The organism is Micromonospora sp. NPDC047467 (genome assembly GCF_040643095.1).
In the GTDB taxonomy this organism is placed as follows: domain Bacteria; phylum Actinomycetota; class Actinomycetes; order Mycobacteriales; family Micromonosporaceae; genus Micromonospora.
Window position 1 is genome coordinate 510,136 of record NZ_JBEYTO010000004.1, and the last position, 11,622, is coordinate 521,757.

The 11,622-nt window shown below is 72.6% G+C and carries 13 protein-coding genes; all 13 read left to right on the forward strand.

Annotation, left to right across the window (positions count from 1 at the left end):
* The first annotated feature begins 3 nt into the window (after positions 1 to 3).
* The 13 genes from ftsZ to ABZ780_RS14890 all read left to right on the forward strand — a co-directional run bounded on the left by ftsZ (position 4) and on the right by ABZ780_RS14890 (position 11,604).
* Complete coding sequence (gene ftsZ / locus ABZ780_RS14830) at positions 4 to 1,119, forward strand: cell division protein FtsZ (RefSeq protein WP_357010996.1); 1,116 nt, start codon at positions 4 to 6, stop codon at positions 1,117 to 1,119.
* Between the two features lie 9 nt (positions 1,120 to 1,128).
* Positions 1,129 to 1,872: a YggS family pyridoxal phosphate-dependent enzyme gene (locus tag ABZ780_RS14835; RefSeq protein ID WP_357486298.1), complete on the forward strand. Its 744-nt coding sequence runs from the start codon at positions 1,129 to 1,131 to the stop codon at positions 1,870 to 1,872.
* Between the two features lie 190 nt (positions 1,873 to 2,062).
* The gene (gene sepF / locus ABZ780_RS14840; RefSeq protein WP_357486300.1) at positions 2,063 to 2,758 is read left to right on the forward strand and encodes a cell division protein SepF; all 696 of its coding nucleotides are present in this window, start codon (positions 2,063 to 2,065) and stop codon (positions 2,756 to 2,758) included.
* A 30-nt stretch (positions 2,759 to 2,788) separates the two neighbouring features.
* Positions 2,789 to 3,094, forward strand: coding sequence for a YggT family protein (locus ABZ780_RS14845; protein WP_355593008.1), 306 nt, complete (start codon positions 2,789 to 2,791; stop codon positions 3,092 to 3,094).
* Positions 3,095 to 3,138: 44 nt separating this feature from the next.
* Positions 3,139 to 3,942 carry a DivIVA domain-containing protein gene (locus ABZ780_RS14850; RefSeq protein WP_357011002.1) on the forward strand — a complete coding sequence of 268 codons (804 nt, stop codon included), beginning with the start codon at positions 3,139 to 3,141 and terminating at the stop codon, positions 3,940 to 3,942.
* Between the two features lie 80 nt (positions 3,943 to 4,022).
* Positions 4,023 to 4,781, forward strand: a complete 759-nt coding sequence (locus ABZ780_RS14855; protein WP_357486302.1) for a hypothetical protein — start codon at positions 4,023 to 4,025, stop codon at positions 4,779 to 4,781.
* 11 nt (positions 4,782 to 4,792) lie between these two features.
* Positions 4,793 to 5,098 (forward strand): DUF167 domain-containing protein, encoded by a 306-nt coding sequence (locus ABZ780_RS14860; RefSeq protein WP_357011007.1) that lies wholly within the window; start codon positions 4,793 to 4,795, stop codon positions 5,096 to 5,098.
* 22 nt (positions 5,099 to 5,120) lie between these two features.
* Complete coding sequence (locus tag ABZ780_RS14865; protein ID WP_357011009.1) at positions 5,121 to 6,620, forward strand: potassium/proton antiporter; 1,500 nt, start codon at positions 5,121 to 5,123, stop codon at positions 6,618 to 6,620.
* Positions 6,621 to 6,846: 226 nt separating this feature from the next.
* Complete coding sequence (locus ABZ780_RS14870) at positions 6,847 to 7,266, forward strand: TraR/DksA C4-type zinc finger protein (protein ID WP_357011011.1); 420 nt, start codon at positions 6,847 to 6,849, stop codon at positions 7,264 to 7,266.
* A gap of 65 nt (positions 7,267 to 7,331) precedes the next feature.
* Positions 7,332 to 7,949: a signal peptidase II gene (lspA, locus tag ABZ780_RS14875; protein ID WP_357011013.1), complete on the forward strand. Its 618-nt coding sequence runs from the start codon at positions 7,332 to 7,334 to the stop codon at positions 7,947 to 7,949.
* A complete protein-coding gene (locus tag ABZ780_RS14880; RefSeq protein WP_357486304.1) occupies positions 7,946 to 8,890 on the forward strand; it encodes an RluA family pseudouridine synthase in 945 nt (314 codons plus the stop codon). Before lspA ends, ABZ780_RS14880 begins: the two co-directional genes overlap by 4 nt.
* Positions 8,891 to 8,932: 42 nt before the next feature.
* Complete coding sequence (locus tag ABZ780_RS14885; RefSeq protein ID WP_357011017.1) at positions 8,933 to 9,946, forward strand: hypothetical protein; 1,014 nt, start codon at positions 8,933 to 8,935, stop codon at positions 9,944 to 9,946.
* A 74-nt stretch (positions 9,947 to 10,020) separates the two neighbouring features.
* Positions 10,021 to 11,604 carry an AAA family ATPase gene (locus tag ABZ780_RS14890; RefSeq protein ID WP_357011019.1) on the forward strand — a complete coding sequence of 528 codons (1,584 nt, stop codon included), beginning with the start codon at positions 10,021 to 10,023 and terminating at the stop codon, positions 11,602 to 11,604.
* The last annotated feature ends 18 nt before the right edge of the window (positions 11,605 to 11,622 follow it).

Here is an 11,622-nt window from a genome sequence, read left to right on the forward strand (position 1 = left end):
GAGATGACACCTCCGCACAACTACCTGGCGGTCATCAAGGTCGTCGGCATCGGGGGCGGCGGGGTCAACGCCGTCAACCGGATGATCGAGGTTGGGCTCAAGGGCGTCGAGTTCATCGCGATCAACACCGATGCCCAGGCGCTGCTGATGAGTGACGCCGACGTCAAGCTCGACGTCGGCCGGGAGCTGACCCGTGGGCTGGGCGCCGGGGCCAATCCGGACGTGGGCAAGAACGCCGCCGAGGACCACCGCGACGAGATCGAGGAGGTGCTCAAGGGCGCCGACATGGTCTTCGTGACCTGCGGCGAGGGCGGCGGCACCGGCACCGGCGGCGCGCCCGTGGTGGCCAACATCGCCCGCAAGCTCGGCGCGCTGACCATCGGCGTGGTGACCCGGCCGTTCTCCTTCGAGGGCAAGCGTCGCCAGGTGCAGGCCGAGACGGGGATAGACGAGCTGCGCAACCAGTGCGACACCCTGATCGTCATCCCGAACGACCGGCTGTTGGCACTCGGCGATCGCGGCATCAGCATGATGGACGCGTTCCGCACCGCCGACCAGGTGCTGCTCTCCGGTGTGCAGGGCATCACCGACCTGATCACCACCCCGGGTCTGATCAACCTGGACTTCGCCGACGTCAAGAGCGTGATGAGCGGCGCGGGCAGCGCGTTGATGGGCATCGGCAGCGCCCGTGGGGAGAACCGGGCGGTCGAGGCGGCCGAGGCGGCCATCTCCAGCCCGCTGCTGGAGCAGAGCATGGACGGCGCGCGTGGCGTGCTGCTCTCCATCGCCGGCGGCTCCGACCTGGGCCTGTTCGAGATCAACGACGCGGCCCAGCTGGTCACCGACGCGGCCCACCCGGACGCCAACATCATCTTCGGTGCGGTGATCGACGACGCGCTCGGCGACGAGGTCCGCGTGACGGTCATCGCGGCGGGCTTCGACGGCGGTACGCCGGCGTACAAGGCGGCCGAGCCGACCCGCAAGACCAACACCAACCAGCCGGCGCCGCAGAGCACTCCGGTGCCCCCGCCGGCCACCCTGCCGGCGCCGACCCAGTCGCCGCGCCGCGTGCTCTTCGACGACGTCGACGTGCCCGACTTCCTCAAGAACGGGTCCTGAGCACCGCCGATGACTGACAGCTCAGCCATGGCACGACCGGACCGGCGCGCCGAACTCGCGGCCGGCCTGGCCCAGGTGAGGGCCCGGATCGCCGACGCCTGCGCGGACGCGGGCCGGGACCGCGCCGAGGTCACGATGATCGCGGTGACCAAGACGTACCCGGCCGACGACGTGCTGGCGTTGGCCGGGCTCGGGGTGACCGACATGGGGGAGAACCGCGACCAGGAGGCGGCCGGCAAGGCCGCCGAGGTGGCCGCCGCCGGGGTGAACCCGCGCTGGCACTTCATCGGCCAGCTGCAGCGGAACAAGGCCCGCTCGGTGGTCCGGTACGCCGACGTCGTGCATTCGGTGGACAGCGCGCGGCTGGCCCGGGCGCTGGCCTCGGCGGCGGCGGACCGGGAACGGCCGCTGGACGCTCTGGTGCAGGTGAGCATCGACGGCGACCCGGCCCGCGGTGGGGCACTGCCCGGGTCGGACGACCCGGGCGTCGGGCTGGAGGCGGTGGCCGAGGCGGTGGCCGACGCGCCGGCGCTGCGGCTGGCCGGCCTGATGGCGGTCGCGCCGCTGGGCTGGCAGCCGGAGCGGGCCTTTGCCCGGCTGGCCGAGGTGGCCGAGGCGTTTCGGACGGTCCATCCAGGGGCGACAGCGTTGTCCGCGGGAATGAGCGGCGACCTGGAAATCGCGATCCGATATGGCGCGACACATGTCCGCGTCGGTAGCGCGTTGCTCGGAATGCGTCCCACGCTGCGGTAGCCTGACCGCGAGACATGCAAATTACATCAGTGTTGTTTCAGGGACGGCGTCCCCTTGTCGGGGGTTGTGGCGTGCGACGCGAATCGCGCGCCAGGGGATTGCCGTTCCGGTCCGATGGGCATGGTTGTCCACTCGCGACCGGCGACATGGCACGGGGGCGAGTGCCGCACGGCGGACGGAAGGGCGCGGGATGGGTGCACTGCGCAAGGCGGGGGTCTGGCTCGGTCTGGTCGAGGAAGACGACGAGCGGGCCTACGACGACGGTGGCTACGACAAGGGTGGCTACCGTGATTCGCGGTACCGGCAGAGCCGGTACGCCGAGGAGTTCGCCGACGAGGACGACGACGACACCGAGGAGCCGCCGGCTCCCCGGCCGCGGGCGAGCGAGCGGGGTCGGTTCTCCGAGCGGGCGAACGGGCGGGCCAGCGAGTCCGACCGTGGTGACGGTGAGCGTCCCGAGCGACTCGAACGGTCCAGCGTACGGTCGATCACCCGGTCGTCGGCCGGTGAGAGTTCCGGCGCGCTGACCTACCACACGCGCGACAATCTGGCTCTCGCGCCGCAGGCCACGACGCGCGAGCGTGCCGTCGCGCCCGAGGAGGAGCAGCGCTACCAGATCACCACGCTGCACCCGACCACCTACCGGGAGGCGCGCACCATCGGTGAGCACTTCCGCGACGGCGTGCCGGTGATCATCAACCTCACCGAGATGGATGAGGCCGATGCCCGCCGTCTGGTTGACTTCGCCGCCGGTCTGGCCTTCGGGCTGCGCGGTACGATCGAGCGCGTGACCAATCGGGTGTTCCTGCTCTCACCGGCCAATGTCCAGGTCACCGCGGAGGACAAGGCCAAGATCGCTGAGGGCGGTTTTTTCAGCCTGAGTTGACCCCGCCCGACCCGAGGGACGTCGCTGACCGTGTTGTCGATCTTGCTGCAAGTGTTGTATCTGGTCCTTTATGTCTTCCTGCTTGTTCTTCTGTCCCGGTTCGTGTTGAGCGCCGTCTTGCAGTACGGCCGTCGATGGCAGCCGGGCCGTGGCGCATCGGCCGGACTGGAATCCGTGTGGAGCGTCACTGATCCCCCTCTCAACGCGTTGAGGCGTGTGATCCCTCCGCTGCGAATTGGTACCGTGAGCATCGACCTGGCCTCCCTTGTGCTCCTGGTTATCCTGTTCGTGCTGATGGAGTTCGTGTTAGGGCCGTCGATCAGGGCATCTGCCTGATGACCGACGCGCTTTCGCGGCCGCAACTGACCCGAGGAGTTTCGATGCCGCTGACCCCGGCCGACGTACACAACGTCGCCTTCAAAAAGCCGCCGATCGGCAAGCGGGGGTATGACGAGGAGGAGGTCGACGCCTTCCTGGACGAGGTCGAGCGCGAGCTCGCCCGTCTCATCGAGGAGAACAACGAGCTGCGCGCCCAGGTGGAGCGCGGTGGCCGTGGCGGTGCCCCCGCCGGCCCCGGCGGCGACGCCCGACTGGCGGCGGAGCTCAACGACGTCAAGGCCCAACTGGACCGGGTGCAGCGCGACAAGTCCGCTGCCGAGCAGGCCGCCCGCGCGATGCAGGCCGAGCTGGAGCAGGTCCGCGCGACCGGCGGTCCCGGCGCGGTCACCGGTGACGGTGAGCAGCAGGCCCTGCGCGTGCTGATGATGGCCCAGCGCACCGCCGACGACCACGTGTCCGACGCGCGTCGCGAGGCCGACCAGCTCCTGTCCGAGGCCCGCAGCAAGGCCGAGGAGGTGACCCGCGAGGCTCGCGCGAAGGCCGACGCCCTGGAGCGGGACGCCCGCCAGCGGCACCAGGAGGCCATGGGCGGCCTGGACGCCAAGCGCACGGCGCTGCAGAAGCACATCGAGGAGCTCAAGCAGTTCGAGCGCGAGTACCGCACCCGGCTCAAGGCGTACCTGGAGAGCCAGCTGCGGGACCTCGACGGTCGCGGGCAGGGCCTCGAAGCCGAGATGACCCGCTCCGAGGCGGGCCGGGTCGCCGGTGGCAACGGGCTGGCCGCGGCGGGTCTCGCCGGTTCGTACGGCGGGGGGCGCTCCGGCGCCCTCGAATCTGGACGCTGAGCACCGGCCGGCGATCGCTGTCCGCAGATGGTGACGGTCGCCGGCCCTGCTTCACGGGTCCGACGCGGCGGGGGTGAGCCGTGATAGTTGCGAGTCTTCTGCTCATCCTCGTCGCTGTGGTGCTGCTGGTGCTCGGCCTGGCCGGTGGCTCCAGCGTTATGTTGACCATCTCCATCGGGGCCAGCCTGCTGGCTGCCGTGGCGTTGGTGGTGGGCGCCCGCCAGGCTGCCGCCAACCGCGCGACGGTGGACCCGGGTCGGCCCGGCCCGCGAATCCCCCCGACCTCTCGCCCGGCCAGCCGGTCCGGGCGGGGTGTCGCGTACGGGACGCCGCTGGTCGAGCCGGACGTGCCGGTTCAGCACGTACCTTCGACGGTCGGTAACGGCGGCACCGGGTGGCGGCAACCACCCGAGCCGCCGTTCGACCCCGACGCGCCGTTCGACACGGCCCCGCCGTTCGAGCCCACGTCGCCGTTCGAGCGCGAGTCGCCGTTCGGCCCCGCGGCCGACGGCACGCCGTCGCGCTCCTCGCCCGTCAGCCCGGCGTCGCCCTTCACGGCGCGCACCGCCGAGGCGCCCGGTGCTCCGGTCGCCGACTTGCTGGCCGACGAGCCGGCCGAGCAACCGATCACCCCCGCCGAAGCGGCCCGGGTGGCCCGGCTGCCCAGCCCCGTCGACGTGGTGGACGGGCGCCCCCGCTATCACCTTGCCGGCTGCCCGCACCTCGTCGGCCGACTGCCGGAGACTCTCCCGGTCGCCGAGGCCGTCGAGCTCGGCTTCACGCCGTGCGCGGACTGCGCGCCGGCCACCGCCCTGCTCGCCGACGCCCGGCCGATCTGAAAGCCGCGCCGGTGCCCCCGCAGGACACGCTCACAGTGGCGGTGCGGGTGAAGCCCGGCGCCTCCCGGGACCGGGTCGGTGGCCGCTTCGACGGCCCGCACGGCCCCGCCCTGGTGATCGCGGTGCACGCGCCGGCCGTGGACGGCCGGGCCACCGAGGCGGCCCGCCGTGCCCTCGCCACCGCGTTGGGTGTCCGGCAGGCCACGGTGTCGCTGCGTGCCGGCGCGGCCAGCCGGGACAAGCTCTTCCTCGTCGACCGGCCAGGCCCGGAGCTGTCCGAGGCGCTACGCCGACTGCGGGACGGATCCGCCGGGTGAGGAACGCCCGGGCGAGGCAATCATGACGCCCGGGCTGGATGTCGCGCTGCTGCTCGGGGCGGCCGTGCTGCTGGTGGCCGTTGGCGCGGTCCGACTCTCCAGTCGCTTCGGGGTGCCCAGCCTGCTCGTCTATCTGGCGATCGGCGTGGCGATCGGCGAGGGCGGGCTGGGCATCCGCTTCGACGACGTCGAGCTGACCCGGACCCTCGGTTTCTGCGCGCTCATCGTCATCATCGCCGAGGGCGGCCTGACCGCCCGGTGGAGCACGCTGCGGCCGGTGCTCGGCTTGGCCTCCGCGCTCTCCACGGTCGGAGTGGTCGTCAGCATCGTGGTGGTCGGTGTCGCCGTACACCTGTTGTTGGGGTTGGACTGGCGGCTGGCGTTGCTCTACGGCGCGGTGCTGTCCTCCACCGACGCGGCGGCCGTCTTCGCCACCCTGCGTCGGCTGCGGCTGCCGCCCCGGCTGGTGGCCACGCTGGAGGCCGAGTCCGGCATGAACGACGCTCCGGTGGTGCTGCTGGTGGTGCTGCTGTCCCACGAGGGCTGGGCGCATCCGTGGTGGTACGAGGTCGGGCTGGTCAGCTACGAGCTGGTTGTCGGTGCGGCGGTGGGCGTGGGGGTGGGCCTCGCCGGCGCCTGGGCGCTGCGCCGGGCGGCCCTGCCCTCGGCCGGGCTGTACCCGATCGCGGCGGTGGGCATCACCGTGCTGGCGTACGCCGCCGGCGCGGTGCTGCACGCCTCGGGGTTCCTCGCCGTCTACGTGGCCGGGGTGCTGCTGGGCAACGCCCGGCTCTCGCACCGGCAGGCGATTCTCGGCTTCGCCGACGGGTTGGCATGGCTGGCCCAGATCGGGCTGTTCGTGCTGCTCGGGTTGCTGGTCTCGCCGGGCCGGTTGGACGCGGCGGTGCTGCCGGCGGTGGTCGCCGGGCTGGCGCTGGTGCTGCTGGCCCGGCCGCTGTCGGTGGCGGTGTCGGCGTTGCCGTTCCGGGTCGGCCTGCACGAGCAGGCCTTCCTGTCCTGGGCCGGGCTGCGGGGTGCGGTGCCGATCGTGCTGGCCACCATTCCGCTCTCCGAACGGGTGCCCGGCGCGGATCGCCTCTTCGACGCGGTCTTCGTGCTGGTGGTGATCTTCACCCTGGTGCAGGCCAGCACGCTGGGGCCGTTCGCCCGCTGGCTGGGGACCACCGCGCCGGCCGAGGCCACCGAGATCCACGTGGAGACCGCGCCGCTGGAGCGGATGCGGGCGGATCTGCTGCAACTAGAGGTGCCGCCGGGGTCGCGGCTGGCCGGCGTGCACGTCGACGAGCTGCGGCTGCCGGTGGGCGCTTCGGTCACCCTGGTGCTGCGCGACGGGGTGGGTTTCGTGCCCGGCCCGGACACCCGGCTCAAGACCGGCGACAGCCTGCTGATCGTCGCCATCGGTGGAGTGCGCGACGCCACCGAACAGCGGCTGCGGGCGGTCAGTCGGCGGGGTCGGTTGGCCCGGTGGTTTGGCGAGTACGGAGATGAGGCCGTCCGTTGATCTGCTAGCGTTCCCTTTGTCCCAGTTAAGCAGTGCTCGGGGCAGTTGAGCGGTGCGACGGTGCGGCACGTTGTCGGACGCCTGTACGTTCCGTATTCTTGCGAACCTCCGGAGTGCGCGGCCGAGTGTGGCCGTGCGCCCCTTTTCCTACATAGGGGACGCCTTGGTCGGCGCCCCCTGACCAGGCGCTGCGGACCACGCGGCGCCGCGGCCGAGGGAGCGACCCATGGCGAAGCCAGCCGACACCAGGACCGCCGGCCGCAAGCCGGTGGCCAAGGCCACCCGCAGCGCGGCGGAGACCGAGAAGATCCGTGGGGCGTTGGCGGCGCGGCGGGACGAGCTTCGCGCCGAGTACGATCAGACGCTGAGCGAGATCACCGAGCTGCAGCGCGATCGGCTGACCGACTCGGCCGGGGACGACCAGGCCGACACCGGCACCAAGACGTTCGAGCGGGAGCAGGAGATCTCTCTCGCCAACAGCATCCTGGAACGGATCACACAGGTCGAGCGCGCCCTGGAGCGCCTCGACGAGGGTGGTTACGGCTGGTGCGAGCGGTGCGGCAACCCGATCCCGGTCGAGCGCCTCGCCGCCTTCCCGTCGGCGACCCTGTGCGTGACGTGCAAGCAGTTGGCGGAGCGGCGCTGAGACCCCGTTCCCCATCTGCGATGAGACGGTGAGCGATCACCGCCGAGACTGTCGATGGGGAGCGCATGACCGCAGCACCGTCCGAGGAACCCGGCCGTACCGACCCGGGTGGCGGCAGAGCCCGGCGCCGGGCCGTCGTGATCCTCACCGGGGTCGCCCTGGTGTCCCTGCTGACCGATCTGCTCACCAAGCACCTCGCGCTGGCAGGGTTGACCGACCGGGAGCCGGTCCGGGTGCTCGGCGGGCTGGTCTACCTGAGCCTGACCCGCAACAGCGGCGCCGCGTGGAGCATCGGCTCGGACTACACCTGGGTGTTTCCGCTGATCACCATCGGCGTGGTCGGCTGGATCGTCTTCATGGCGCTGCGGCTGCGCTCACTGCCGTGGGCGATCTCCCTGGGCCTCGTGCTCGGCGGCGCGCTGGGCAACCTCACGGACCGGATCTTCCGGGCGCCCGCACCGCTGCACGGGCACGTCGTCGACTTCGTGAGTGTCTTCGGGCCATACGGCGAGTACTTCCCGGTGTTCAACGTGGCTGACAGTTCGTTGTTCTGCGGTGTGGTGCTGGCCGTGCTGCTGGAGGTGACCGGCCGTCAGCGCGACGGTCGGCGGCTCGGCCGGGACGGCAAGCCGATCGATGCGAGCGCCGCCACCGAGGGCGCCGACCAGAAGGAGCGGGCATGACCTCCGCGTTCGCCGCTGGCGGCGACCACCGTTCCCTGCCCGTGCCCGACGGCCTCGACGGAATGCGCCTGGACCAGGCGGTGGCGCGGTTGTTCGGCCTGTCCCGCACCGCCGCCGCGGCCCTGGTCGACGCGGGGGATGCCCTGGTCGACGGCGCCGCCCGACCCAACTCGCACAAGGTCAAGGCCGGCTCCTGGCTGGACGTCACGCTGCCCGCGCCGGTCGCCCCGCCCACCGTGGTGCCGCAGGCGGTGCCCGGCCTGCGCGTGGTGTACGCCGACGACGACATCGTCGTGGTGGACAAGCCGGTCGGCGTGGCCGCGCACCCCAGCCCCGGCTGGACCGGCCCGACGGTGATCGGCGCGCTCGCCGCGATCGGCCACCGCATCTCCACCAGCGGCGCCGCCGAACGGCAGGGTGTGGTGCACCGGCTCGACGTGGGCACCACCGGCATCATGGTGGTGGCCAAGAGCGAGCAGGCGTACACGTCGTTGAAGCGGGCCTTCAAGTACCGCGAGGTGGACAAGGGTTACCACGCGGTGGTGCAGGGCCACCTGGACCCGCTGCGGGGCACCGTCGACGCGCCGATCGACCGGCACCCCACCCACGACTACCGCTGGGCGGTGGTCTCCGGTGGCAAGCCGAGCATCACCCACTACGACACGCTGGAGGCGTTCCCGGCTGCCAGCCTCGTCGACGTCCGGTTGGAGACCGGCCGGACCCACCAGATCCGGGTGCACTTCTCCACCCTGCGGCACCCGTGCGTGGGTGACCTCACGTACGGTGCCGATCCCACCCTCTCGGCCCGTCTGGGTCTGGCCCGACAGTGGCTGCACGCTCGCGAATTGAGCTTTACGCACCCCCGAACGGGGGACGAGGTCCGGTTCGTCAGCGACTACCCTGACGACCTGGAACGTGCGCTTGAGATCCTTCGTGACTGAGCGGCGACCGCCCGACACCCACCCGACGAGGGGATCCAGCCCGTGCGCGCCGGCGACCTGCTGCGGCAGTTGGACCAACGGCTGCTGCCGCCGCTGACCCGTGCGGTGGCCCGGCTGGCCGACCGGTCGGCGCGGTCCAGCGTGCTCACCTGGGCCGCCGTGCTGTCCGTGGCGGCGGTGCTGGGCACCGCCGTCTGGGCTGCCGACGATCGACCGGTGGGCGATCGGACGGTGGGCGAGGTGACCCGGGTCGGGGTGTCCGACGGCGACTCCGTCCCCGGCTACCTGCGCTCCGCCGCGGCCGACCTGGCGGCCCTGCCCTCGGCCGCACCGGCCGCCGGCGACGGGACGTACGCCCTGGTGACGCTGGACGCGTACCTGCCACCGCAGCGACTGGCCGAGGTGCTCGGCGACGTCGGAGTCTCGGCGGTCTTCGGGCGGGTGCCGCTGCCGGGCCGGCAGACCGAGATCGTCAAGATCCCCGCGCTGCGGGTGCCGGACGACGTGGTGGTCGGGATGGCGCAGGTGGCCGCCCGTAAGGACGGCGAGGCCGCCGACTACCGGGCCAGGGCCGCCGCGCTCGACGGCGACGCCGCCGACCGCGAACTGCGCGAGTGGTACCACACGAGTGCCGAGGTGGCGAGCGCCGAGGCGTCGGCGTACCGCACCGGCTGCGCCTGCGTCTACGCGGCGGTGGTGCGCGCGGCGCCGCAGGTGCTGCGGGGTGTGGCGTCCCGGCCGGCCGTGCGGGCCGTCGACCCGGCCCCCGAGGTGTACCGACTGGACCGCACGGTCTTCACCGCGCCGCTGCCCGAGCAGCGCGACGTGGTCCGTCCGCCGGCCGACACCGGGCCGGCACCGACCCCGGCCCCGACGGGCGAGTCGATCACGCCGGCGCTCCCGGTGCCGGTGGGCGAATCGTCGGAACCCGCACCGGTCGTAACGATTCCGTCACCGGAGCGGTCCTCGGTCGCGCCCACCGAACAGGCTCCCACGAGCGTCACCACCTCCCCGGACGTCACCGGCGCCGGGCCGCTGGAGCCCTCCCCGTCGTGATCCGAGTCGGGTGGTGTGCGTACTCCGGTGTGGTCCGAATAGGGTTTCGTTCGTAGCCTGTCAGACGGAGATCGATGGCGCTGGGAGGGCGGGCCGTGGAGGGCAGTGAGACCGGCTGGGGCCGGCCGGCCGAACCAGCACCGAGGTGGCGGGCATTGTTGGACCGCGCCCGGCTGGGTGGCCGCGCCGCGGAACAGGCCGAGCCCGACCGCCGGGCCGACGAGCCGCCGCCGGACCCCCTGCCGCGGCGCGCGGCACCCAACGGCTACGCCGGGCGGGCACCGGCCATCGGGCATCCGGCCGAGCTGACGTACGGCCAGGACCCCGGTTACCGGGCCGAGGCGACCTACCGGGTGGACCCCGCCTACCGGTCGGAGCCGGACTATCGCGCCGAGCCCGCCTACCGACCCGAGCCCGGCTACCGCGCGGAGCCGGACTACCGCGCCGAGCCCGCCTATCGGTCCGACCCGGCGTACCGGTCCGAGCCCGCCTACCGGTCGGAGCCGGACTTTCGGGCCGATCCCGCCTACCGGGCCGAGCCGGGCTACCGCACCGAGCCGGACTACCCGGCTGAGCCGGAGCCGCGCCGGGACGCGCCGGTCGAGTCGCGGTACGCGCTACTGGACAACGGCTACCGGCAGGGCGGGCCTCCACCAGAGTCCCGGTACGCGCTGCTGGAGACCGGTTACCGGCCGGACACCGGCTATCCGGCGTCGGCGCCGGTCCCGCCGGCACCCGCCGCGCCGGTCCCGCCGCCTGCCCCGCCGGTGACCCCGCCGCCGGTCGGCTCGGCGCTCGCCGAGCGCGGTTACCCGGCCCGCATCGAGTGGCGCCCGCAGGGCGTCGACCAGGAGGTGGAGCGCGCCACCGGGGTGCTCCGCCGCGACCTGGGCACGCCCCGGGTGTTCGCGTTCGCCAACCCCAAGGGCGGGGTGCACAAGACCACGGCCACCGTTCTCGCCGCCGCCACCGTCGGCAGCGTTCGCGGGCGCGGCGTGCTGGCCTGGGACGACAACGAACTGCGGGGCACCCTCGGGCTGCGCGCCGGCAGCGCCCGACACGCCCGCACCATCCGGCATCTGATCAGCGACCTGGCCCAGATCGAGATCCTGGAGGGCTCGACCCTGCTGGAGCGGCTGGACGACTACCTGCGGCACGCCTCCGACGGCTCGTACGACGTGCTGGCCGGCGAGGAGAGCCCACGCTTCGCCCAGCGGCTGGACCAGTTCACCGTCAAGCGGGTGCTGGAGCTGCTGCGGCGTACCCACGACGTGGTCTGTGTGGACACCGGCAACAACGTGGAGAGTCCCAACTGGCGCACCGTGATGCAGGCCGCCGACCAACTGGTGGTGACCACCGTGCCGCGGGAGGACGCGGCGTTCAGCGCCGACTGGATGCTCGACCTGCTGCACGAGGTGGGCATGGGCGAGCTGGCCGACAACGCCGTCACCCTCATCTCCTGCCCGACGCCGGGGCGCTCGCCCCTACAGGACGACCTGGAACGGCACTTCGCCACCCGCACCCGGGCGGTGGCCGTGGTGCCGTACGACCCCGCGCTGGAGACCGGGTCGTCGATCGAATACCACCAGCTCCAGCCGGAGACCCGACAGGCGTGGCTGCGCGCCGCCGCGATCATGGCGGAGCCGTTCGCCCGGTGACCGGTCACGTCATCGGCG